Origin of the sequence: uncultured Corynebacterium sp., from assembly GCF_946998835.1 — a bacterium.
Taxonomy (GTDB): Bacteria; Actinomycetota; Actinomycetes; order Mycobacteriales; family Mycobacteriaceae; genus Corynebacterium.
The window spans coordinates 50,243-72,788 of sequence record NZ_CAMQAZ010000005.1 but is presented as its reverse complement, the minus strand read 5'-3'; the positions used below and the strand labels follow the sequence as shown (position 1 = coordinate 72,788).

Below are 22,546 nucleotides of genomic sequence, written 5' to 3'. Positions count from 1 at the left end.
TGACATGCTGGCCAATGCCGGACTCGGCGGCGATGCTGATGATTACAGCGCGCCGGAGGGCTTTCGCTCCGGGTTCGTTTCCATTGTGGGGCGTCCGAACACCGGCAAGTCCACGCTGACCAATGCGCTGGTGGGCGAGAAAATCGCCATTACGGCGAACCAGCCGGAAACCACGCGCCACCCGGTGCGCGGTGTGGTTCACCGCGACAACTGCCAGATTGTCGTCGTGGATACGCCGGGGCTGCACAAGCCGCGCACGCTGCTCGGTGAGCGCCTGAATGACATGGTTCAGGAAACCTATTCGGATGTGGACTTGGTTGCGGTGGTCGTTCCTGCCGATGAGAAAATTGGTCCCGGCGACCGCTGGATTTACGAGAACGTCTCCAAGGGTTGCAAGAACATCATGGGCATTGTGTCCAAGGTGGATAAGGTTTCGCGAGACACCATTATCGAGCGCCTAATTGAGCTGCAGGAGCTGCTCGGACCGGATGCCGAGCTGGTGCCGCTGTCGTCGAAGTCCGGCGAGAACATCAATACACTGATTGATGTCATGGCTTCCCAGCTGCCGGAGGGGCCGCGTCTGTACCCGAAGGATCACATCACCGACGAGGATCTGCATACCCGCATGGCAGAGCTGATTCGCGAGGCCGCTCTCGGTGGTCTGCGCGATGAGTTGCCGCACTCCGTGGCAGTTCAGATTGATGAGGTGCTGCCGAGCCAGGACCGGGAGGGTGTGCTCGACGTCCACGCCGTAATCTATGTCGAACGCCCAGGGCAGAAGTCCATTCTCATGGGGCGCGACGGTCGACGCATGGGCACCACCATTCACAAGGCCCGCAAGGAGCTCATCGCGCTGCTCGGCCAGAATGTCTATCTTGACCTGCGGGTAAAGGTGTTGAAGGACTGGCAGTCGGACCCGAAGCAGCTGGGCAAGTTGGGATTCTAAAGAATTGGTCGAGCCGTATCGCGACCGTGCGCTGGTCGTACGCCGCTACGACCTCAGCGAAGCCGACCGCATCATCGTCCTTTTCACCCGCGACCACGGTCTCGTCCGCGGTGTCGCCAAAGGGGTACGCCGCGCGAAGAGCCGCTTCGGCTCCCGCCTGTCGCCATTCGTCGACGTGGATGTCAACATCTATCCACGTCGTGGGCTGTCCACCATCGCGGGCGCGGATACTGTGCGCACGTGGGCGGCACCGCTTGTCGACGACTATGCGCGCTACACCTGTGCGTGTGCAGTCCTGGACGTTGCCGAACGTATTGTCGGCGAGGAGCAAGTGCCAGCTCCCGAATTGTGGGATCTCACCACACAGTCGCTCGATGATATTGCGGTCGGGCGGCATCGTCCCGATTTGTTGCTGACCTCCTACATCCTGCGGGCAATGGCGCAAGCTGGTTGGCAGCCGAGTCTCTTTGAATGCGCTGGCTGTGGAAAGGCTGGGCCTCATCATGCTTTTTCCCCCGCGCTGGGTGGAGCAGTGTGTACTAACTGCCGGCCACCGGGTGCAGATACTCCGTCGACTGAGGTTCTGCATCTGATGTGGCAACTTGCTCATGAGCAGTGGTCGGGCATCGATACGTCGTCAAGCGAATTTGAGGGGCGAATGGCGACGGCGCGTACCCTGACGGCGAAGTACCTGCAGTACTACCTTGGCCGCCGGGTGCCGGCGCTAGAACATGTGGATGCTTTTTGGCAGTAAACAGTAGCGTTGGGGCACAATAGGAGGCGTGTTGAATCCTCCTGTACCGCAGCAATTCGTGCCCAATCACATCGCGCTCGTGATGGATGGCAATGGTAGATGGGCGCAGCAGCGTGGGCTCAAGCGCACTGAGGGGCATAAGCGCGGCGAAGCCGTACTGATGGAGTGCGTCGATGCCTGCCTGGAGATGGGTGTCAAGCACCTGTCGGCTTATGCGTTTTCCACGGAAAATTGGCGCCGTTCGGTCGATGAGGTCCGTTTCCTCATGGGCTTTAACCGTGACGTACTGCGTCGACGTCGTGATGAGCTGGATTCGAAGAATGTTCGCGTGCGCTGGGCGGGACGTCGTCCGCGTCTGTGGCGCTCGGTGATTAAGGAACTCGAGATTGCCGAGGAGCAGACGAAGGATAATGACGCGCTGACTCTGTACATGTGCGTCAACTACGGTGGCCGCGCTGAAATTGTTGACGCTGCGAAAGAGATTGCTCGTCGGGCAGCCGCGGGGGAGCTCAGCGAATACGACCTGACTGAGGATTCTTTCGCGCAGTTCCTGGACGAGCCGACCATGCCGGATGTCGATCTCTTCCTGCGGCCGTCGGGCGAGCAGCGGACGTCGAACTTCCTGATTTGGCAGTCCGCGTATGCGGAGATGGTCTACCAGGACAAACTGTTCCCGGATTTCGGCCGGGATGACATGCGTGCCGCCGTGGTGGAATACGCCAAGCGTGACCGCAGGTTCGGCAAGGCCTAGAGGCGTTATTTGTGAGAGCTGGGCTGCTTCTTCTGGCAGTCCCCACACAGCCCGAAGACCTCGGCAGTATGGCCGGTCAGGCTAAAACCGTGCTCCTGCGCCAAATTGTGCGCCCACTGTTCGACAGGACCGCCGGCGACCTCAACGGTGGCGCCGCAATCAGTGCACACCAGGTGATGATGGTGGTGGTCACCGCACAGTCGGTAGAGTGCCTCCCCGGAGGCGTTGTGCAGCACATCGACGATGTCCAATTCCGCAAGGGACTGGAGTGTGCGATAGACCGTCGTCAAGCCGACTTTGTCCCCACGTTCCGTCAGCGACTTATGGATGTCAGCCGCGGAGCGGAAGTTCGGTGCCTCACTCATGATTGACACGACAGCACGACGCTGACGAGTGTTGCGCTGGCCGATGCGGGTGGCGGTCGGTCGTGCGGAGGCGTGTGCCCCAGAGCTAGCAGGGGAGCCCGCACTACGAGAGTTTTCGCCAGAACCAACTTCGTGCATATCTTCGCCAGCCATGTAAATGACACTACCCGGTATCGGTTGGAGAAGATGCGCTAGAGTGTAGGGGAACTTTTAACTGGTCTTCTGAAGGCCGGGACATTTTGCTTTTCGTTAAGTCGTTCGCTGTGCGTAGCGGGCTAAATTGAATGCCCGGAAAATCCGTGCGGTGTGCGATACAAAGCCATTTATAAGGAGTGGTCTAGACCGTGGCACCTAAGTCAGTTGTCGATACCGTCGCCAACCTGTGTAAGCGCAGGGGATTCGTTTACCCGTGTGGTGAAATTTACGGCGGTACCCGCTCGGCATGGGACTACGGTCCCCTGGGTGTGGAGCTGAAGGAAAACATCAAGCGCCAGTGGTGGAAGACCTTCGTCACTGGCCGCAAGGATGTTGTTGGCCTGGATTCCTCCATTATCCTGCCGCGCCAGGTCTGGGAAGCATCCGGTCACGTCGCTACCTTCACCGACCCGCTGGTGGAGTCCCTGCACACCCACAAGCGCTACCGCGCTGACCACCTGCTGGAGGCCTACGAGGCCAAGCACGGTCACCCGCCGGCCAATGGTCTGGCAGATGTTCCGGACCCGGAGACCGGTCAGCCGGGTAATTGGACTGAGCCACAGATGTTCTCTGGTCTGATGAAGACCTTCCTCGGCCCGGTCGACAACGAGCAGGGTCTGCACTACATGCGCCCGGAGACCGCCCAGGGCATCTTCGTCAACTTCAAGAATGTCATGACCACGGCTCGTATGAAGCCGCCGTTCGGTATCGGCCAGACCGGTAAGGCATTCCGCAACGAGATCACCCCGGGTAACTTCATCTTCCGTACTCGCGAGTTCGAGCAGATGGAGATTGAGTACTTCGTCGCACCGGACCAAGCTGAAGAGAAGTTCGATGAATGGGTCGACGCCTGCTGGAACTGGTTCATTGACCTGGGCGTTAACCCGGAGAACATGCGTCAGTTCGACGTTCCGAAGGATGAGCGCGCGCACTACTCTGCACGCACAATCGACTTCGAGTACCGCTTCCACTTCCAGGGCAACGAGTGGGGCGAGCTGATGGGTGTGGCCAACCGCACCGACTACGACCTCGGCTGCCACATCGAGCACTCCAAGGAGGACCTGCGCTACCATGACCAGGTCACCGGCGAAAAGTACGTCCCATATGTCATCGAGCCGTCCTTCGGTCTGACCCGCGCTCTGATGGCCTTCTTGTGCGATGCATACACCGAAGAAGAGGTCCCGAACGCAAAGGGCGGCACTGATACCCGTACCGTGCTGAAGCTGGATCCGCGCCTGTCGCCGGTTAAGGTTGCCGTTCTGCCGCTGTCGAAGAAGGACACCCTGACTCCGACCGCTGAGGCTGTCGCCGATAAGCTGCGCCAGCACTGGGCGGTCGACTACGACACCTCCGGCGCCATCGGCCGTCGTTACCGCCGCCAGGATGAGATTGGTACACCGTACTGTGTCACCGTTGACTTCGATTCCCTGGAGGACAACGCCGTGACTGTCCGTGACCGTGACACCATGGAGCAGGAGCGCGTCAAGATTGACGAGCTGGAGAGCTACCTCGCCGGTCGCCTGGTGGGCTGCTAATGGCCGAAGAAGTTTTTTGGGAGTCCTATAGTCTCGGCGATGGCTCTCGGGAAAAGTCCGAGCAGACTTGGCCGATTCTGAAGGAAAGCGCCGAAATCGGCACCTATATTCGTGATGAGCAGGGCGATCGCCTCAACACCCCGGAAGGGGAGTGGGTCATTGACGCCTCTGCTGATCACCGTGTTTCCGCCACGCTTCCCGACGGCCGTGTGTTCTCGACCGTTGCGTCTGACCGTGACAAGATTTCGCGAGCCAAGCAGCTCTCAGTGACCTTTGGGCCGGATCGTCCTGAAGGAAAGTTGGTGTGTGAGGGCTCGACGAACTACGTGATCGAGAATGCGAAGACCGGCGAGAAATGGGGCCAGTTCACCGGTGCGTCGCGCGGCGTGCGCCACGCAGAGGTGCAGTTCGACACCGATGAGGGCCGTGCGCTGCCGGAAGAGGAGAAGATCTTCCTGGTCTACAGTGCCCGCCGAGTGCTGGAGTCCCGCATGGTCTCCTCAAGCTGGATTCTCACTGTCTGCTTGCTTGTGCTCATTGCCTATATGATTTGGGTGTGGATCGTGTAGCAACTATTGCAGACGGCGTCGTTTACGACGAGAGCAAAAAGACCCTGTCCGACGGCTGGAACTGTCAGGACGGGGTCTTTAGTGCTTTCTGGGTGATATCGCCGCAAGGGCGTCGTTGGCAGGTAAAAGCCCGGTTCTTGAGCACTAGCACGCTGGTCATGACGAGCCCGGACGAAGAAGTTTCCTTCGTTCTGGTCAGTGAAGGACGAGGAATCCGCACAGTCTTCGACAGCGAGCGACCGGGCTATGAGCTCGCCCGAATCATCCGAGAGGACAGTCTCGGGCGCGGGTGTTTTGGTGTCTATGCCGGGGAGGGAGACCTCCGGGATAACCTCGACGACTGGCTCCTTGCCGCCGCCTTGGCGACGTGGTCCGTGGATGGGCCACGTCAGGTGCGAATCTAGAATCCTGCGGTCGGTTGTCGTATCCAGCCGTTGGGGTTCATACGGTGCGGGGTGATGCGGTGCGGGCGCCTAGAAGCCCATGGTGCTGCCGGAGCCGCCTGGACGGCTAGAACCTCCACCGAATCCTCCGACGCTGCCGCCAAAGCCGCTGTTGTTGCTGAGCATGCTGCCCAGCACCATGCCGGCAACCATTGAACCGTTACTTCCGCCACCGCGGCGCTGGTTCTGGTAGCGACGGATATCCCGACGGGCCAGGTCCGCAGCCTCGGCGGCGAGCTTGCGGGCACGGCGTGCGTAGGCCAGAGCCTTTCGCGGGTCATCATTGGCCAAGCCCTGGGCGGAACTGTAGGCGCGCTGCGCCTCCGCGAGGCGGGTACGAGCTTCAGCGCCGACCACGCGACGACGAGTAGCAATCAAATCAGCTGCAGCGCGGATGTGATTGTCGGCATCCTGCATGCTGTGCTGCAAGGTGGCGGTAGCGCGAGCAAACGACGCAGCCTTGTCACGCGCGGAGTCCAGTGCCTCGTCGAGCAACTCATCGGCATCGGTCAGCGCGGTCCACGAACTCAGCGGATCCACATCGGACTTATTGGCCGCAACACCGAGTGCCTCACGGCCAGCTTCAATGGCCGCATTGAGACGCTCGCGGTTGATGTTAGCTCCCTGAGGTGCAGACATCAGGTGCGAAGCCTCGTCGATTTCGCCGCGTACCTCCGCGATGAGGGAGGACAGCCCGGCGACAGCCGCTTGAATATCACTATCAGCGTGTTCAATGGCACCCAATAGGCTATCTGCCTGGGCGAGAGCAAAGTCGGTAGTTGACAGTGCATCAATCAGACCGCTCTGCTGACCAGCGGGCAAATCAGCCATGCGGCGGGCCTCAGCCATGGACTGCTCTGCCTGATTCAGGTGCTCTGTGGCCATGTCGACATTATCGGTGACCGAACTGAGCATTTGCTCTTCATAGCGCGCGCGCAGACCTTCGAGAATCTCGCTGGCACGCGGCATACGGGAGCGCAGTTCGATGCTGCGCTGGGTGAGCTTCCCGATGGTCTCTTCCGCATTCATCAGCTCCTGGCGGAGCTTCTGGAAATTCTCCGCCTCGCCGTCGAGCTGATCATCGGCAACACCACAAGTGGAGATAATCTCCAGTAGAACACTGCGCCGCTCGATCTCGTCGGTCACGGAGCCGTCGTCAAGCTGTTGGCGGAGCGTAAACGCGCGCTCGAGCGTGGAGCGGGAGTGCTTCAGCGCGTTGTCGAAGCTGCGGATGCGCTCGGTGCCGAACTCACCGCGAGCGAGGTCTAGTTCGGTGCTGGCCTTGCGGATGGACTCATCGGTACTGACAATTTCATCGTGTGCGAGAACGTCGAGCGAGCTGGTGCTCAGCGAGTCCAGCGAAGAGACATCCTCGGGGTCGATGTTGCGGCCACGAGCGATTTCCTCCTCATCCCGCTTCTTCTTATTGCGGCGGCCCACGGCCCAGGTGGTACCACCGACGACGGCGGCACCACCCAGGCCGGCGCCGAGTGCCCACCCACCGGCGGAGCCGCTGCCACCGCCTGCCTCGGCGATGGCAGCTTCACCCGCAGCCGCCCAGTTATCGCCCTCTAGCAGCTGCCCTTGAGCTGCACTGTTGACAGCTTCCGCATTGCTGGGGAAGGAATTGCCGACGAAAGCGCCGAGGTTGCGGTCTTCCACCGCGACGACGAGGACACCGCGGTTGTCGGCAGCGCCGAGGTGCTCCCAAGCCTGCTGCGCCCACTGCTCGCCCTGAATGCCGTCGAAACTCTTGATGTAATACACCGAGAACAGGAGTCGCTTATCCGTCTTAAGCTGCTGAATCTGTTCCTTCAGACGAGCTTCCTCACCGCCGTTCAAAACGCCGGCGAGATCGGCCACCTCACCGGATACGTCCGTTGGCGCCTCAGCATGTGCGAGCGATGCTGACGGCGCGATTGCCAGAAGTGAAGCGGGTGCATGAACCGGCGGTTGGGTCGGTAGTGCAGCAGTGATTAGAGGCATGCTCAGGCCGAGGAAAGCACCCGATGCGGCAAGGTAAAGGGGGCGAAACACGCGATTCCTGTCAGACATATCTACAAGGATACGTAAGAATAATTACGTGGCCGGTAAATTTTCGTATTCATCTTTTGAACTTGCCCGTATTGTTGAGGAGTCTCCGAAGCAGTCGTTGCTGCCCGGGGTGCAATCCTTGGAATCTCATCGGGCGGCGTTTGCACGAGATCGCGCCCGCGTTTTGCACTCCGCAGCGCTGCGCAGACTGGCGGACAAAACCCAGGTCGTGGGGCCAGGGGAGGGCGATACTCCGCGCACGCGCCTGACTCACTCGCTGGAGGTCGCGCAGATTTCCCGTGGAATTGCCAGCGAGCTCGGTGCTGATGAAGATCTTGCGGAGCTGGCCGGCCTGACGCATGACATTGGGCACCCACCGTATGGTCATAACGGCGAACGCGCCCTCAATGAGATCGCCGCTGGTTGCGGCGGGTTCGAGGGCAACGCGCAGACGTTGCGTATTCTCACTCGACTTGAGCCGAAGGTGCTCGATGGCACAGGGGAGCCCTGCGGACTCAATCTCACTCGGGCGGCGCTCGATGCAGCCTGTAAGTACCCGTGGACACCAATCGGTCCCGATGGTCAGCTGCGGCACAAGTACGGCGCCTATCAGGAAGATGCCGCGATTCTGCAGTGGATTCGCCAGGGCGTTCCGCACGGCAAGCAGTGTCTTGAGGCGCAGATTATGGACTGGTCTGACGATGTCGCCTATTCCGTCCACGATGTCGAGGATGGCATCGTCTCTGGCCGCGTTGACCTTGGCGTTCTGTGGGACACGGTGGAACTGGCCGCGCTCGCTGACAAGGGCGCTGCCGCATTCGGTGGCGATCCAGCGGAGCTCGTCGAAGCTGCCGGGCGTCTTGCCAGCTTGCCGGTGGTCTCCGCTGCGGCGTCCTACGACGGTTCACTGCGCTCGCTGGTCGCGCTGAAACGGATGACCTCGGAGCTGGTTGGCCGCTTCGTCACGGCTTCCGTCGCGGGTACGCGTGCTGCCTCCGGGTCGACGCTTCCGCTCGGGCGTTACGACGCGGACCTTGCCGTGCCCAGCTCGATTCTGGCCGAGGTCACCATGCTGAAGACCATCGCCGTGCTGTATGTGATGGATCTTCCGCGTCATATTCGCCGTCAGGAGCGTGAGCGCGATCGCCTTTTCCGGGTGGCCGAGTATCTGCAGGAGGGTGCTCCGGGAACGCTTGATCCGATGTTCCAGTGGCTCTATTCCCGCGCGGAGAGTGACCAAGCGCGGCTGCGGGTGATTGTTGACCAGCTGGCGTCGATGACGGAGTCGCGTGTAGAGCGGCTCGATCGCCATATTGCCGGTGTGGCTGCAGCGTGGGGATAGTTGTCTAGTCCTCCGCGTCTGGAATTTCGCAGAAGCTCTCGTAGTGGTCATCGGTGTAGTACCAGACATCCGGGTCATTTTCGGTTCCGCCGCCGACCACAATGCGGCGCGCACCGCGGCTGGAATTGCCCGGGGTGGTCACAGTGTATTCGCGGTAGTAGTCACCGCGCTCCTTCGGCAGGCGTCCCTCGTAGTTGCCGAAGTGCTTGCCGTCGTGCTGCGAGTAGATGTGGTCCTGGTCGGTCAGGATGCGGTCGATAACATCGTCGGCCTCCTCCGGCAGGGTATCTACTGCGCAGGTGGCACCCTTGGCACCTGGCTTGTTGCCGCCCGAATTGGGGCCAGGCTTCGGACTCGATTTCGAACTGGAGGCGGTGGAATTCTGCGATTCGGAATTCTGCGCCCCCTGTGAGCCCTCCGACCCCGATGCGTTCTGATCTCCGCCATCGAGCCCCAGATAGCTACCAGCCAGCACTAGGGCGGCAGCGCCGACACCGCTCGCAATCTTCTTCCACTCAGCCATGGCTAGTATCTTTCCATATCTGTCACAGTCGGCACGTTATGGGCTGGGACGCGGAGGGCTCGTCGTTAAGCGAAACCTCCGCGCTGAGGCCGATTGGACGGGTTGGGTAAGGTTATTTTCATGGCTAGGGGAAGAATTCCGGACTCCGATATCGCGGCGATCCGCGAGCGGACTCCGATTGAGGAGATCGTTGCAGAATACGTGAACCTCAAACCGGCTGGCGCGGATTCTCTGAAAGGGCTTTCGCCTTTTAAGGACGAGCGCACGCCGTCGTTCCACGTACGCCCCAATCATGGCTACTACCACTGCTTTTCCACCGGCAAAGGCGGTGATGTCTTCAGCTTCCTCATGGAGATGGAGCACCTGTCTTTCCCGGAGGCCGTCGAAGCCTGTGCGGAGAAAATTGGCTTCCACATTAACTATGAGGGCGGTGGCACGGGGCGTCGCGAGGAGCCGGGAACCCGCCAGCGTCTCATCGCCGCCAACCGCGAGGCACAGAAGTTCTACCGCGAGCAGTTTTCCACGCAAGCAGCAGCGCCTGCGCGCGAGTTCCTGGAAAACCGTGGCTTCACCGCCGAGCACGCGGCACAGTTCGGCTGTGGCTACTCGCCAGCCGGCTGGGACACCCTGACCAAGCACCTGCAGCGCCTGGGCTTTAGCTTCGAAGAGCTGGACAAGGCGGGGCTTTCCAAGATGGGGCGGATGGGGCCGATTGACCGCTTCCACCGCCGTCTCATGTGGCCGATTCGCAACATGTCGGGCGATGTCATCGGCTTCGGCGCCCGTAAGCTTTTCGACGATGACAATCTGGGCAAGTACATGAACACGCCTGAGACCATGCTGTACAAGAAGTCCAAGGTGCTCTTCGGCCTGGATTTGGCAAAGAAGGACATTGCTGCTGGCCACCAGGCCGTAATCGTTGAGGGCTACACTGACGTCATGGCCATGCACGCCTCGGGTGTGACTACTGCCGTTGCTTCCTGCGGTACCGCTTTCGGCGAGGAACACCTCCAGCTGCTGCGCCGTCTCATGCTCGATGACAACTTCTTCCGCGGCGAACTCATCTACACCTTCGACGGCGACGAGGCGGGGCAGAAGGCCGCCATGCGCGCCTTCGAGGGAGAGCAGAACTTCACCGGCCAGTCCTACGTCGCGGTTGCCCCTGACGGCATGGATCCGTGTGATCTGCGCCAGAAGAAGGGCGAGGCCGCAGTCCGCGATCTCGTCGCTTCACGACGGCCATTGATCGAATTTGTCCTCCGCACACTTCTGGCCGACTATGACTTGACCACCGCTAATGGCAGGGTCTCCGGGTTGCGCCGCGTGGTGCCTGTTCTGGCTCAGCTCAAGGACGCAGCGCTGCGCGATGAGTATGCCCGCGAAGTCGCCGGCTGGATCGGCTGGAATGATGAGGCCGAGCTGGTGCAGCGCGTCCGCGAGGAGGCCAATCGGCCACAGAATGAAAAACGCACGCCCTACCAGCGTCGCCAAGAAGAAGCCCGTGCCCGCGAGGAGGCGGAGGAAGCGCGGCGCCGGCAAAATCCGGCACTGCCGTATCCAAACCCGCGGGACCCTGTGCTCTATGCGCAGCGTGAGGCCCTCAAGCTGGCAATTCAGGAGCCCGCCACCACCGGCCCGGTATTCGATGCGCTCGCACCCGAGACCTTCGGACATCCGACCTACCGAGCAGTATTCGACGCCATCATGGCTGCAGGTGGTGCCTGCGGGGAAGCTGCCACGCAGCCACATAGCTGGGCGACCGCAATCATGGATAAGGCGCGGGAGGACGTCGTCAAGCATCTTGTGACTGAGCTGGGCGTGGAGCAAATCTCTGTCGATGAGGAGACCTTGCGCCCGTATTCGCAGGCGATTCTGGCGCGACTGCAGGAAGTGTGGGTCGGTGACCAGATTGCCCAGCTGAAAGCGATGCTCTCCCGGATGCGCCCCTCAGACGACGAAACCGCCTACAACTCACTGTTCGCGGACCTGCTCGCGATGGAGCAGTACCGCCGCGAACTGCAAGCAGAGGCGGTCAAGGTTGTATTTGAGTAGCGAAAAATGCCCTACTACCAGCTGATTTGTGAGTTGGGAGGGGTCTGGGTAAAGTATCTATCCGTCGCAGGGAACGGCGCGACCGAGGTTTGGTTTGCTCGGTTTCGTTGGTTTCTGTGCGGTGGATATTCCTCCATAGCTCAATGGCAGAGCATTCGACTGTTAATCGAAGGGTTGCTGGTTCGAGTCCAGCTGGAGGAGCCATTAAGCCAGGTCAGGGAGTTTTTCTCTGGCCTGGTTTTTTTATTCGCAGTGTTAATCCACTAAAAAATCGGGTTAAGTAGCAAAAAGTGTGTCCGCTCGGCGTTGCGCCGGTAGGCACCTTTTTCCGTTTAGTCCCAATGCGAGTTACTGACCACGTTTATGACTGGTGGCGTTGGGCCGATCCGAGTTACTGGCTGCGTTTATGTCAAAAATGGTTCGGAAAATTGCTTGAAAGTGTCATAAATTCGCACAGTTTCACATTTGCAGCCCGTAAGTTTTCGGGTTGCCAGTTTTTCTACTTACCCCACTTTATGCTCGGAGGATTTTGTTTTGTGGGCGTGACTCGATTCTCCACTGGGGAGGGGAAATTCGGTCTTTCTGGAGGTCATCTCACGTAACCTGGGACGCATGAGGCTCGACAGTATAACCCGCCCCTTGCTGGCGTCCTTTTTCGCCGCGGTCGCGTGGAGTGTTTTGGGTGGACTAATCTTGCCCGAGCCCAATCTCGCCTACGACGAAGGAATTGCGTCGTGGATTGTGTCCATGTTGGTCTCAGTAATGCTGGTCGGAGCAATAGCCGTTTTCGCCGGTGATAGCTCGTCGGCTCGGTGGATGACCAGCGCTCGGAGCATTGTCCCAGCAGCTACCGGCGCAGGAATTGCCGCGCTTGGCGATCTGGTATTCCTATTTCTCACCACGCCGCCCGATGGCCAGGACGGCCTGGTGGTCGCCTATGTCGTGTTCTTCTACATCCCGCTACTTTTTCTCGGCGGATGGGCCGCCAGTGCCGCGATTAAACGGGTGTGCAGGTGGCGCCGGAAAGTGAAGAAAGAAAGAGAGGCCTAGCTGGCGGCCGTGAGCTAGGCCTCTAAATTTGGAGTCGCCATCGCCTGGTGCGTCAGGTTAAGGCCGACCATTGCAACCTGCCGGGTGCGGAGGGTGTTGGAGCAGAGGCAATTGCCGTCACCCTCGTCGGACGTGAATCGGAATCGACAAACCGCCTAGCCCCAAAGGGATAGATTCTTAGAACAGGCCAGTCGGGTTCTCGTCGTAAGAGACGAGCATGCACTTGGTCTCCTGGTAGTGCTCGAGCATCATCAAGTGGTTCTCGCGGCCGATGCCGGACTGCTTGTAACCGCCGAAGGCTGCGTGAGCAGGGTAGCTGTGGTAGTTATTCACCCACACGCGGCCAGCCTGGATACCGCGGGCAGCGCGGTATGCGTTGTTCTGGTTGCGGCTCCACACGCCGGCGCCAAGACCGTAGATAGTGTCGTTGGCAATCTCGAGAGCCTCGTCCAGAGTCTTGAAGGTCGTCACGGCCAGGACCGGGCCGAAGATCTCCTCGCGGAAGAATCGCATCGAGTTGTTGCCCTTAAAGATTGTCGGCTCGACGTAGTAGCCTCCCTCCAGCCCTTCGAGCTTGGCGACGTTGCCGCCGGTGAGAACTTCCGCGCCCTCCTTCGGCCCGGACTCCAAGTAGCCGGAGATTTTGTCCAGCTGCTCCTGGGAGGCCTGGGCGCCCATCTGTACCGACGTATCCAGCGGGTTGCCGGTCTTAATCTGCTTGACGCGCTCGACCGCGAGCTTCAGGAACTCATCAGCGATGTCTTCGTGGACCAGGGCTCGCGACGGGCAGGTGCAGACCTCGCCCTGGTTCAGCGCGAACATGGCCAAGCCCTCGATGCACTTCTCGCGGAACGCGTCGTCGGCGTCCATGACGTCGGGAAAGAAGATGGATGGGGACTTGCCGCCGAGCTCCAGCGTGATTGGAATAATCTTGTCGGACACTGCCTTATTGATCACCTGGCCAACGGCAGTCGATCCGGTGAACGCAATCTTGGAGATCCGGTCGCTTGCGGTCAGCGCAGCACCGGCCTCGGTGCCGAGGCCATTGACGATGTTGAGGACGCCGTCCGGAAGCAGATCGGCGATGATCTCAGTGAGCATGAGGATCGACGCGGGGGTCTGCTCTGCAGGCTTGAGCACGATGCAGTTGCCGGCAGCGAGGGCCGGGGCGATCTTCCAAGCGGCCATCAGGAGGGGGAAGTTCCACGGGATGATCTGGCCGACGACGCCGAGTGGCTCGTGGAAGTGGTAGGCGACCGTGTTGTCGTCAATCTGCGAGATGCGCCCCTCCTGCGTGCGGGTGGCGCCGGCGAAGTAGCGGAAGTGGTCGATTGCGAGCGGGATGTCAGCGGCGAGGGTCTCGCGAATGGCCTTGCCGTTCTCCCAGGTCTCGGCGACGGCAATCTTCTCAAGGTTTTCCTCCAGACGGTCCGCGATGCGGTGGAGAATCAGTGCCCGCTCGGCCGCAGGAACCGAGGCCCAGGAGTCCTTCGCCTTGTGCGCGGCGTCGAGGGCGAGCTCAATGTCTTTCTCGTTAGACCGCGGAACCCGGCAGAAAACCTCGCCCGTAACCGGGGTGGAGTTGTCCATGTATTGCCCGTCTACTGGAGGTGTCCACTTACCGCCGATGAAATTCTCGTACTGCTCCTTGTATGTGAAGATTGCATCGGGGGTGCCGGGGTTGGCGTAAACAGTCATGTAGACATGTCCTTTCGATAGGGAAACAGCAAACGTATGAGCCAACTTTAAATTGTGACTCGTGCCACAATCAACACTTATTTTTTCATCGCTTTTGCGAGAGGTGCGATTGCTGCCGACCCTAAATCTGCCCCGACGTCGCCGTGAGGAACTCCAAAATTGCTCGCACGCGGCGGTTTTCCTCGCCGGGCTCCAGATGCAGCTTCATAAAGATGTTGGACACGTGTTTCGCCACTGCCGCCCCGGAAAGCACGAGGTCATCGGCAATCTGCTTATTGGACTTTCCGCGTGCCATCAGCTCTAGCACTTCGCGTTCGCGCGCCGTTAAGCTGGCTAGCCCCGATTTGCCGGACTGCATCAGCGCCGTCGCCACATCAGGGTCAATCACCACGCCGCCACCGGCGACGACTTCGAGCGAACCCAAGAAGTCCAGCACCTGGCCAACGCGGTCTTTGAGCAAGTACCCGGTCCCGCCACTCGAACCACTGCCCCCAGCCGCACCACTTCCAGCAGCGCCAACCCCAGCAACCCCAGCGCCACCGCCCGGCGAGAACAACTCACGCGCATACGCCGGCGCCACATACTGCGACAGCACCATGACATTCAGCTGCGGATAACGCTCCCGCAACTCGACCGCCGCCCGCAGGCCGTCATCGCTCATCTTTGGCGGCATGCGCACATCGGTTATCACCAGATCTGGCAGCTCGCCCGTGTCCTCAAAACGGTCATCGATGTCCGCCACCAGGCCATGGGCAGTGTTGACCATCGCAATCACTTCATGTCCGCGCTTTTCGACGAGCCCCGCGACCCCTTCCCGCAGGAGTGCCGAGTCATCCGCAATGACAATTTTCATTTTTTCGCCGCACCTTTCTTCTCCACGCTTTCCATTTCTCCAATGCCCGATTCCCAGCGGTTCAACATCAAGGGAATTCTGGCTATTACCTGCGTTGGCCCGCCTTCGGGAGAGTGCATGGTCATCGCACCGTCAAAAGTGGCCAGGCGCTCTTTCATGCCTCGCAATCCGCGTCCCAATTTTGCCCCACCCGGACCTTGGTCGGTAATTGAAATATTCAGTGTTTGATCTGAGGTGAGCAATACAGAAACAGGAGCATTCGGCGCATATTTCGCCGCATTTGTCAGCACTTCTGCACAGAAAAAATATGCCGCGGCGAGCACACTTTCCTCCAATTCCGGCAGGGGATAGGGAGTGTGCACAACAACGTGAGGGCCGTACCCTTCAGCGATTTCCTCAACAGCCGCCTGTAGTCCGCGGTCGCGCAACACCTGCGGATGAATTCCATGAACTGTTCGCCGCAAAGCCCGCAGGCCATCCTCCAAATGGCCGCGAGTTTCCGCCAGGAGCTGCATTAGTTCCTCATTGCCAGTATTGGATGCCTCCAATTCTGCAAGTCCCAATTTCATTGAAGCCGCAACAATGTATTGCTGAGCTCCGTCGTGGAGGTCGTTTTCAATGCGGCGACGTTCAATCTCGAAGGCTTCGGCAATTGTGCGTCGTGAAGCGGTAAGTTCGGCGATGCGAGCGGCGGCGGATTCCTCGTAGCTGCGTTTCTGCGCCTTTTCTCGGCGGTTCGCGCCGATATATTTGCGGAAATAATCCTTCAGCTCCATAGTTTCCCATGGTACGAAAGCTCTGTGTGCGGAGGAATTATTTTCCGGCATGGTAGACCTAGCACTACCGCAAAAGGAAAGTGAACACGGTGTTGAAATCACGTCCGTGCGAGTGAAATGAGTGCCATGACAGAGAAAAACAGCCCAAGAAACGCACGACTTTGTATCCGCGACATCACTAAGTCCTACAATTCCGCTCCCGTTCTCACCGGCATTTCGCTGACCATTGAGCCCGGCGAAACCGTTGCAGTCATGGGGCCGTCCGGCTCCGGTAAGTCCACGCTGCTGCACTGCATGTCCGGCGTGCTGCTGCCGGACGACGGCGATGTCATCTACGGCGACACAAAGGTCAACTCGCTTTCCGACGCCGACCGCTCCGCCCTCCGCCTGCACGACTTCGGCTTCGTCTTCCAAGACGGCCAACTCCTGCCCGAGCTGACCGCCCGAGAAAACGTCGCTCTGCCCATGATTCTGCAGGGCAAGAAGCGCTCGAAGTCACTGTCGCTTGCCGACGATGTCCTCAGCCGTCTGGGTCTAAAGGACCTCACGCGCCGTCGCCCAGGACAGATGTCCGGCGGCCAAGCGCAGCGTGTAGCAATTGCCCGCGCGATGGCCGGCGAGCCAGGTGTCATCTTTGCTGATGAGCCGACTGGCGCGTTGGACCAGTCCACAGGCCATGAGGTCATGCAGCAGCTGATTGCGTTGGTGGAGCAGACCGGTACGACATTGGTGATGGTCACCCACGATGTGAAGGTGGCCGACTGGTGTCGTCGACGTGTGGAAATCCGCGATGGCCTGATTCACGATGACCGCCTGCTGGCAGGAGCGGAGGTTGCAAAGTGAGCACCGTAACCGAAGCACCAAAACCCCAGAGAATTCCTACCGGCGCACTAGCGGACTTGAGCACGCGGCTGCAGCGCGCCGGGCGCGAATCGCATTCGGGAAACGGTTGGTTGTCTGCACTGTCTGTGGTGGCAATGACCGTGAGTACGTGGTTGGCACTGGTCGTAGTCGGCGGTACGGCGATGTTTTACCGCCGTTGGCAGGCTGAGCCAAAGCTGCCGCCGAACCCAACACCCGAGGATTACATGAATCAAGGTCAGGGCGAGATGTACCTGCAGCTGGCACTAGTGGCCTGTGTTTTTGTGATCCCGGCAATGGTTTCGCTGGTGGCACAGTCGGCGGTGCTTGGCGCTGCGGGACGTGAGCAGCGATTGGCAACTCTGCGCTTGATTGGTCTCTCTAACGGGGCAGTTACGCGCATGGTAGTTATCGAAACCCTCGTATTGGCAGCTGTTGGGCTTGTGGTGGGCACGTTGTTGTCGGTTGCCACCGCGCCATTCTGGGCGATAATCAAGTTCGACAACGACTACCTGGATACCTGGGACATGTTGCTGCCCTGGTGGGGCTACCCGCTGGTCTGGGTTGCCGTGGTAATCCTCGCGCTCTATGCGGCTGTGGTTGGTTTGCGAAGGGTGATGATTTCACCACTCGGCGTTAGCCGTAAAGAAGTGCCCAAGTCGATGAAGGCATGGCGCATGATTGTGGCCGTTGTTATCGGTGCGGGTGTCCTGTACGTGGTTGCCAACTCCAATATCGCGGGTGGGACCGTCACGGCCACGCTTGGTGTCGCAGCGATGATGTACCTGATGGTCTGGGCAATTGGCCTGGTGGCGCCTTTCTTTATCCAGCTTGTTGCCCGCATCTCCAGCTTCTTCGGTACTTCAAGTGATTTTGTGGCTACGCGACGAGTAGCGACTAACGCTAAGGAATCGTGGCGTCGAGTAAGTTCCATGGCCTTCCTGTCCCTGCTGCTTGGCTACACAATGATGGTGCCTGGCGAAGACAAGATTGAAGAGGTTGCAGATGTCACATTCGCGCACGATATTGCAACCGGTGTGACTATCACTTTCGTAATCGGTTTCATTCTGCTGCTGGTGTCAACGCTTCTGACTCAGGCCTCAGCCGTCTATGAAGAGGCATCGCTGACAAAGGCGCTGGACTTCATCGGTACGCCAATCAGCTTCCACCGCACGGTCACTTTCAAGCAGACATTCTTTCCCATGCTTGCGACCAGCATCTTCGGCTTTGTCATGGGTGCGCTGTTGGGAGCCACCATGTTCGGCCCGATTGCGAACGAAATCACGTTTGGTCAACGCTCCCTTGTTGTTGCCCTGGCGTACCTCTTGGGAGTTCTAGCAGTTGGCGCTGTGACTTTGGCTGTCGATCCACTTCGCAACAAGCTGCTGGGACGCCAGATTCGCCACAACGACTAGTTGCGATTACAACGACCGGTCACCGTTGCAAGGACAATGGAGTGGCCGGGCGATGGAGTGGCCGGGCAGCGGTGCTCGGTGCTCGGCCACTTCCTTAGGCTTCAACTTGAGGATTAGAGCCTGTAACCAATTGTGGTTCAGCTGATAACCAAGCATTCATCTCACAACCACGTAATTTCTACCTCGGACTCTTAGCCTGAGGTCATGCGTACCTACGTGCTTGATACCTCGGTCCTGCTGTCCGATCCCCACGCCACCAAGAAGTTCGATGAGCACCAAGTTGTTCTTCCACTGGTCGTGGTGAGTGAACTGGAGGCCAAGCGCCACCACCCAGAGCTGGGGTGGTTCGCCCGAGAGGCGCTCCGTTTCCTCGAAGAGCTGCGCTACCGCTACGGCCACCTGGACCGGCCTGTGCCCGCCAATGACCTTGGCGGGTTTCTGCATATTGAGCTCAACCACTCCGATCCTTCCATCCTCCCCGCAGGCTTCCGCACCGCCGAAAACGATCACCGCATTCTCGCCTGCGCCCTCAATCTTCAGCACGATGGCCATGATGTCGTGCTGGTCACCAAGGACATCCCGCTTCGCGTTAAGGCTGGTGCGGTCGGCTTGCCTGCCGACGACTACCGCGCCCAGGACGTCGTACTGACTGGGTACTCGGGAATGGTGGAAGTGGACGTCGACCCGGAGGAAATTGATCGACTCTTCGCCAATGGCTTCCTGGAGCTCGAGCAGGTTCAGGAGCAGCCGCTGCACTGCGGCGTGCAGCTCAGCGCTGGTAGCCAGTCTGCGCTGGCACGGGTGAGCGCCCCGGGCGTCGTCAAGCTTGTGCGGGGTGATACGGAGGCGTTTGGCCTGAAGGGGCGGTCGGCGGAGCAGCGTGTTGCGCTCGACCTGCTGTTGGATGACTCGGTGGGGATTGTCTCTCTCGGCGGTCGGGCCGGTACGGGTAAGTCGGCGCTCGCGCTGTGTGCGGGTCTGGAATCGGTGCTCGAGCGCGGGCTGCACCGCCGAATCGTGGTGTTCCGTCCGCTCTACGCGGTCGGTGGCCAGAACCTTGGCTATCTGCCCGGTAGTGAGGACGAAAAGATGAACCCATGGGCCCAGGCTGTCTACGACACCTTGGAGGGGCTGGTCTCGGAGAACGTGATGGACGAGATTGCCTCGCGCGACATGTTGGAGGTCCTGCCACTGACTCACATCCGCGGTCGCAGCCTGCATGACAGCTTCGTGATTGTGGACGAGGCACAGTCGCTGGAGCGCAACGTACTGCTGACGGTGCTGTCACGTCTTGGCAGCAACTCGCGGGTCATTCTCACTCACGACGTGGCGCAGCGTGACAACCTGCGCGTCGGCCGCCATGACGGTGTGCAGGCGGTGATTGAGAAGCTCAAAGGCAACGAGCTTTTTGCGCACATCACGCTGAAGCGCTCGGAGCGCTCCAAGATTGCCGAGCTCGTGACGGGGTTGCTGGATTAAGAGTAAGCTTATGAAGCAGATACGTAGGAGCTGTTCCTGCGGATACTTTCACTCGGATCGTTCGGCACGTACCTGCCGATGAAAGGTTTGTATTCACATGGCTACTGTGACTTTCGCTGACGCTACTCGCATTTACCCTGGTGCGACGAAGCCTTCTGTGGACAAGTTCAACTTGGAAATTGCCGATGGTGAGTTCCTGGTTCTGGTGGGCCCCTCCGGCTGTGGTAAGTCCACAACACTGCGCATGCTCGCAGGTCTGGAAGAGGTCAATGAGGGCAAGATTTTCATTGGTGACCGTGATGTGACCAATGTCTCGCCGAAGGATCGCGATATCGCGATGGTCTTCCAGAACTACGCCCTGTACCCGCACATGACGGTACGCGAGAACATGGGCTTCGCTCTGAAGATTGCCGGTGTGGACAAGGCAGAAATTGACCGGCGAGTTGAAGAGGCTGCAAAGACTCTGGATCTGACTCAGTTCCTGGACCGTAAACCTAAGGCTCTGTCCGGTGGTCAGCGTCAGCGTGTGGCAATGGGGCGCGCGATTGTGCGCAAGCCGCAGGTGTTCCTGATGGATGAGCCGCTGTCGAACCTGGACGCGAAGCTGCGTGTTCAGACCCGTACCCAGATTGCCGCGATGCAGCGTCGGATGGGTGTGACCACTATGTACGTCACCCACGACCAGACTGAGGCGCTGACCATGGGCGACCGCATCGCTGTCATTAACTTCGGTGTTCTGCAGCAGGTCGGTACTCCGCAGGAACTCTACGAAACTCCGGCAAACGAATTCGTCGCGGGCTTCATTGGCTCTCCTGCAATGAACCTGGGCACATTTGATGTTGCCAACGGTTACGCCACGTTGGGTGAAGCCAAGATTAAGCTGCCAGAAGCCGCTCTTGCTGCGATGGTGCCGGAGGACCAGAACCAGATTATCGTGGGCTTCCGCCCCGAGGCGTTTGACTTGGTCGAGGGGCCAGGCGACGACGTGATTCCGGTGCAGGTCAACTTGGTAGAGGAGCTGGGCTCCGACGCATTCATGTATGGCGACCTCGTCGGTGGTGGCGCACTGAGCTCCGGATCCTCCTCGAACCCGGACGAAGAAGAGCACGGTCAGGTGGTTATCCGTACCGCCCCGCGTACCGCGCCGAAGTTGGGCTCGGTAGTTTACGGAAAGATTCGTCCGGGCATGCTGCACCTGTTCTCTAAGTCGACTGGCAAGCGCCTTCCGGCTTAAACCCCTTCGTTTGAGAAGAAATGAGTAGCTGGTAGGGCAGCGGAACTGTAGGACAGCATTAGGAGCCACCGTGTCGGAAACTATGAAAATAGCCGCGACGACGGTGGCTTCGAAGCTTCTGCGTCTTCCTTGGCATATACCGCTGGAGGAGTGGCCGGACGATTTGTTAGCGGCCCTACCGCAGGGCATCTCGCGGCATGTCGTTCGATTCGTCAACTTGGATGACCGCGTCATAGCGGTGAAAGAAATCGGCGAATTCACTGCTCATCATGAATATCGAATGCTGCGTGACTTGGTGCGACTCGGCGCTCCATCGGTTCGTCCGCTTGCGGTAATCACCGGTCGCAAAGATGCAGATGGTGAGCCGTTAACTGCCGCACTTGTCACAGAACATCTCGAGTATTCGCTGCCGTACCGTGCAGTTTTTTCCCAGCAGGTCACGCGCGACACCGTGGTTCGTCTGATTGACTCGCTGGTAGTCCTGTTAGTCCGTCTACACCTGCTTGGTTTCTACTGGGGCGACGTGTCGCTGTCGAACACGTTGTTTCGTCGTGACGCAGACGCTTTCTCCGCCTACCTTGTCGACGCCGAAACGGGAGATTTACAGGGCACGCTCTCAGATTCCCGCAGGCTTTACGACGTCGACGTTGCCCATACCAACATCATCGGCGAGCTCATGGATTTGCAGGCCGGTGGATTCCTGGATTCTGAATTGGATGTAATTGCGGTGGGCAAGCGCATTATTGAGCGTTATGAGGACCTGTGGCAAGAACTTACTGGGGAAGAGTCCATTGGTGTTGGTGAGACTTGGCTCGTCGATGAGCGGATACGCAGGCTCAATGACCTCGGCTTCGATGTCGGCGAGCTGAACGTCACGAGTGACGGTGGCCGCGTTGTGTTCCGTCCGCGAGTGGTCGACGCAGGTCATCACCACCGGCAGCTGATGCGGTTGACAGGGCTGGACGTGCAGGAGGGGCAAGCGCGGAGGATGCTCAACAGCATGCAGACCTTCCGGTTGGCGGAAGGGCTGGAAGAGGTACCGCTAGAGCAGGTTGCGCACCGATGGCTGCGTGAAGTTTTCGAGGCCACACTTCTGGCTGTGCCCGAGGACCTGCGCGGAAGACTGCAGGATGCGCAGGTTTTCCACGAGGTTTTGGAGCATCGTTGGTACATGGCGGAAAAGCGTCAGGGAGATGTGCCACTTGAAGAGGCGGTGCGTAGCTACGTGGATTGGGTGTTGCCCAGACATCGAGATGAGTCCGTATATCTTCCGGCGGGCGATGAGGCTGAGTAGCTCTCTGAGTGGCTGACTGCCGGGCGTACATTTAATCCAAAAGTGACAAGTAAACGACCCGTTGATATGTATGAAAATATAAGCATAGGTCAAATAGGGGTAATCGGCGGTTGGATGACCGTCGGGAGGCGCGACTTGCCTGCAGCGGCGGGATTGTTGCTTTAGTGCTGGTAAATGGGCTTGCGTGGCGAAAATCGTCACATGTTTAGGATTCTCCGTGCGGACTTATGTTATTTATCAACTTAGCATTTGTTCGCAAACGTCTTAGCGGGGAACCTCAATCGGTTTAGGTCGCGTAAGATTTTGGTGAGACCAAGTTCCCGTGTGGGTGGCGTCGAAGTTCGCGTGAAAGGCTACTTCTAGCCGCAAGGCGGGAC

General features: G+C 59.4%; 20 protein-coding genes and 1 tRNA gene. 15 read left to right on the top strand and 6 right to left on the bottom strand.

The genetic code is table 11. From position 1 onward, the window contains the following. Nucleotides 1-4: 4 nt before the first annotated feature. Genes era through Q0U90_RS02800 form a run of 3 tightly spaced genes read left to right on the top strand, consistent with a single transcriptional unit; the run spans nt 5 to nt 2,451 of the window. Nucleotides 5-946: a GTPase Era gene (gene era / locus Q0U90_RS02810; RefSeq protein WP_297451571.1), complete on the top strand. Its 942-nt coding sequence runs from the start codon at nt 5-7 to the stop codon at nt 944-946. A 4-nt stretch (nt 947-950) separates the two neighbouring features. Further along, complete coding sequence (gene recO, locus Q0U90_RS02805) at nt 951-1,700, top strand: DNA repair protein RecO (RefSeq protein ID WP_297451423.1); 750 nt, start codon at nt 951-953, stop codon at nt 1,698-1,700. 19 nt (nt 1,701-1,719) lie between these two features. Next, nucleotides 1,720-2,451 (top strand): isoprenyl transferase, encoded by a 732-nt coding sequence (locus tag Q0U90_RS02800; RefSeq protein ID WP_297451568.1) that lies wholly within the window; start codon nt 1,720-1,722, stop codon nt 2,449-2,451. 5 nt (nt 2,452-2,456) lie between these two features. On the opposite strand, the gene Q0U90_RS02795 is transcribed toward Q0U90_RS02800, so the two are convergent. Next, nucleotides 2,457-2,969 (bottom strand): Fur family transcriptional regulator, encoded by a 513-nt coding sequence (locus tag Q0U90_RS02795; RefSeq protein WP_297451420.1) that lies wholly within the window; start codon nt 2,967-2,969, stop codon nt 2,457-2,459. A 191-nt stretch (nt 2,970-3,160) separates the two neighbouring features. On the opposite strand from Q0U90_RS02795, the gene Q0U90_RS02790 reads away from it, so the two are divergent. Genes Q0U90_RS02790 through Q0U90_RS02780 form a run of 3 tightly spaced genes read left to right on the top strand, consistent with a single transcriptional unit; the run spans nt 3,161 to nt 5,519 of the window. Continuing rightward, nucleotides 3,161-4,546 carry a glycine--tRNA ligase gene (locus Q0U90_RS02790; protein WP_297451417.1) on the top strand — a complete coding sequence of 462 codons (1,386 nt, stop codon included), beginning with the start codon at nt 3,161-3,163 and terminating at the stop codon, nt 4,544-4,546. Then, nucleotides 4,546-5,115 (top strand): hypothetical protein, encoded by a 570-nt coding sequence (locus Q0U90_RS02785; protein WP_297451414.1) that lies wholly within the window; start codon nt 4,546-4,548, stop codon nt 5,113-5,115. The genes Q0U90_RS02790 and Q0U90_RS02785 overlap by 1 nt, the downstream gene beginning before the upstream one ends. Then, nucleotides 5,103-5,519, top strand: a complete 417-nt coding sequence (locus Q0U90_RS02780) for a hypothetical protein (protein WP_297451411.1) — start codon at nt 5,103-5,105, stop codon at nt 5,517-5,519. Before Q0U90_RS02785 ends, Q0U90_RS02780 begins: the two co-directional genes overlap by 13 nt. Nucleotides 5,520-5,588: 69 nt before the next feature. Here Q0U90_RS02780 and Q0U90_RS02775 read toward each other — a convergent pair whose 3' ends face one another. Further along, nucleotides 5,589-7,613 carry a TPM domain-containing protein gene (locus Q0U90_RS02775; protein WP_297451408.1) on the bottom strand — a complete coding sequence of 675 codons (2,025 nt, stop codon included), beginning with the start codon at nt 7,611-7,613 and terminating at the stop codon, nt 5,589-5,591. Between the two features lie 28 nt (nt 7,614-7,641). Between Q0U90_RS02775 and Q0U90_RS02770 the strand changes: the two genes are divergently transcribed. Continuing rightward, nucleotides 7,642-8,934, top strand: coding sequence for a deoxyguanosinetriphosphate triphosphohydrolase (locus Q0U90_RS02770; RefSeq protein WP_297451405.1), 1,293 nt, complete (start codon nt 7,642-7,644; stop codon nt 8,932-8,934). A 4-nt stretch (nt 8,935-8,938) separates the two neighbouring features. On the opposite strand, the gene Q0U90_RS02765 is transcribed toward Q0U90_RS02770, so the two are convergent. Then, a complete protein-coding gene (locus tag Q0U90_RS02765; RefSeq protein ID WP_297451402.1) occupies nt 8,939-9,457 on the bottom strand; it encodes a ribonuclease domain-containing protein in 519 nt (172 codons plus the stop codon). Nucleotides 9,458-9,577: 120 nt separating this feature from the next. Here Q0U90_RS02765 and dnaG point away from each other — a divergent pair, with 120 nt between their 5' ends. From dnaG to Q0U90_RS02750, 3 genes are all read left to right on the top strand, one after another. Then, complete coding sequence (gene dnaG, locus Q0U90_RS02760) at nt 9,578-11,509, top strand: DNA primase (RefSeq protein ID WP_297451399.1); 1,932 nt, start codon at nt 9,578-9,580, stop codon at nt 11,507-11,509. Nucleotides 11,510-11,638: 129 nt separating this feature from the next. Then, nucleotides 11,639-11,713, top strand: a tRNA-Asn gene (locus tag Q0U90_RS02755). 408 nt (nt 11,714-12,121) lie between these two features. Further along, nucleotides 12,122-12,559: a hypothetical protein gene (locus tag Q0U90_RS02750; protein WP_297451396.1), complete on the top strand. Its 438-nt coding sequence runs from the start codon at nt 12,122-12,124 to the stop codon at nt 12,557-12,559. Between the two features lie 177 nt (nt 12,560-12,736). Here Q0U90_RS02750 and Q0U90_RS02745 read toward each other — a convergent pair whose 3' ends face one another. The 3 genes from Q0U90_RS02745 to Q0U90_RS02735 all read right to left on the bottom strand — a co-directional run bounded on the left by Q0U90_RS02745 (nt 12,737) and on the right by Q0U90_RS02735 (nt 15,886). Next, on the bottom strand, nt 12,737-14,257 hold the full coding sequence (locus Q0U90_RS02745) for an aldehyde dehydrogenase family protein (RefSeq protein WP_297451393.1): 1,521 nt from the start codon (nt 14,255-14,257) through the stop codon (nt 12,737-12,739). Nucleotides 14,258-14,378: 121 nt separating this feature from the next. Continuing rightward, nucleotides 14,379-15,110: a response regulator transcription factor gene (locus Q0U90_RS02740; protein WP_297451390.1), complete on the bottom strand. Its 732-nt coding sequence runs from the start codon at nt 15,108-15,110 to the stop codon at nt 14,379-14,381. Next, nucleotides 15,107-15,886 carry a histidine kinase gene (locus tag Q0U90_RS02735; protein WP_297451387.1) on the bottom strand — a complete coding sequence of 260 codons (780 nt, stop codon included), beginning with the start codon at nt 15,884-15,886 and terminating at the stop codon, nt 15,107-15,109. The genes Q0U90_RS02740 and Q0U90_RS02735 overlap by 4 nt, the downstream gene beginning before the upstream one ends. Before the next feature lie 126 nt (nt 15,887-16,012). On the opposite strand from Q0U90_RS02735, the gene Q0U90_RS02730 reads away from it, so the two are divergent. From Q0U90_RS02730 to Q0U90_RS02710, 5 genes are all read left to right on the top strand, one after another. Next, nucleotides 16,013-16,729, top strand: coding sequence for an ABC transporter ATP-binding protein (locus Q0U90_RS02730; RefSeq protein ID WP_297451384.1), 717 nt, complete (start codon nt 16,013-16,015; stop codon nt 16,727-16,729). Continuing rightward, nucleotides 16,726-18,162, top strand: coding sequence for an FtsX-like permease family protein (locus Q0U90_RS02725; protein WP_297451381.1), 1,437 nt, complete (start codon nt 16,726-16,728; stop codon nt 18,160-18,162). The genes Q0U90_RS02730 and Q0U90_RS02725 overlap by 4 nt, the downstream gene beginning before the upstream one ends. Before the next feature lie 204 nt (nt 18,163-18,366). Continuing rightward, complete coding sequence (locus Q0U90_RS02720) at nt 18,367-19,641, top strand: PhoH family protein (RefSeq protein WP_297451378.1); 1,275 nt, start codon at nt 18,367-18,369, stop codon at nt 19,639-19,641. A gap of 97 nt (nt 19,642-19,738) precedes the next feature. After that, nucleotides 19,739-20,875, top strand: a complete 1,137-nt coding sequence (ugpC, locus tag Q0U90_RS02715; protein WP_297451376.1) for a sn-glycerol-3-phosphate ABC transporter ATP-binding protein UgpC — start codon at nt 19,739-19,741, stop codon at nt 20,873-20,875. Between the two features lie 82 nt (nt 20,876-20,957). Beyond that, nucleotides 20,958-22,169, top strand: coding sequence for a DUF4032 domain-containing protein (locus Q0U90_RS02710; RefSeq protein ID WP_297451565.1), 1,212 nt, complete (start codon nt 20,958-20,960; stop codon nt 22,167-22,169). The last annotated feature ends 377 nt before the right edge of the window (nt 22,170-22,546 follow it).

Bases quoted from the DNA above. Each gene is read 5' to 3' on its own strand.
- Q0U90_RS02775 (WP_297451408.1), bottom strand. From the start codon at position 7,613: ATGTCTGACAGGAATCGCGTGTTTCGCCCCCTTTACCTTGCCGCATCG.
- Q0U90_RS02795 (WP_297451420.1), bottom strand. From the start codon at position 2,969: ATGGCTGGCGAAGATATGCACGAAGTTGGTTCTGGCGAAAACTCTCGT.
- era (WP_297451571.1), top strand. From the start codon at position 5: ATGCTGGCCAATGCCGGACTCGGCGGCGATGCTGATGATTACAGCGCG.
- Q0U90_RS02710 (WP_297451565.1), top strand. From the start codon at position 20,958: ATGAAAATAGCCGCGACGACGGTGGCTTCGAAGCTTCTGCGTCTTCCT.
- dnaG (WP_297451399.1), top strand. From the start codon at position 9,578: ATGGCTAGGGGAAGAATTCCGGACTCCGATATCGCGGCGATCCGCGAG.
- Q0U90_RS02735 (WP_297451387.1), bottom strand. From the start codon at position 15,886: ATGGAGCTGAAGGATTATTTCCGCAAATATATCGGCGCGAACCGCCGA.
- Q0U90_RS02740 (WP_297451390.1), bottom strand. From the start codon at position 15,110: ATGAAAATTGTCATTGCGGATGACTCGGCACTCCTGCGGGAAGGGGTC.
- ugpC (WP_297451376.1), top strand. From the start codon at position 19,739: ATGGCTACTGTGACTTTCGCTGACGCTACTCGCATTTACCCTGGTGCG.
- Q0U90_RS02730 (WP_297451384.1), top strand. From the start codon at position 16,013: ATGACAGAGAAAAACAGCCCAAGAAACGCACGACTTTGTATCCGCGAC.
- Q0U90_RS02720 (WP_297451378.1), top strand. From the start codon at position 18,367: ATGCGTACCTACGTGCTTGATACCTCGGTCCTGCTGTCCGATCCCCAC.
- Q0U90_RS02750 (WP_297451396.1), top strand. From the start codon at position 12,122: ATGAGGCTCGACAGTATAACCCGCCCCTTGCTGGCGTCCTTTTTCGCC.
- Q0U90_RS02745 (WP_297451393.1), bottom strand. From the start codon at position 14,257: ATGACTGTTTACGCCAACCCCGGCACCCCCGATGCAATCTTCACATAC.
- Q0U90_RS02765 (WP_297451402.1), bottom strand. From the start codon at position 9,457: ATGGCTGAGTGGAAGAAGATTGCGAGCGGTGTCGGCGCTGCCGCCCTA.
- Q0U90_RS02785 (WP_297451414.1), top strand. From the start codon at position 4,546: ATGGCCGAAGAAGTTTTTTGGGAGTCCTATAGTCTCGGCGATGGCTCT.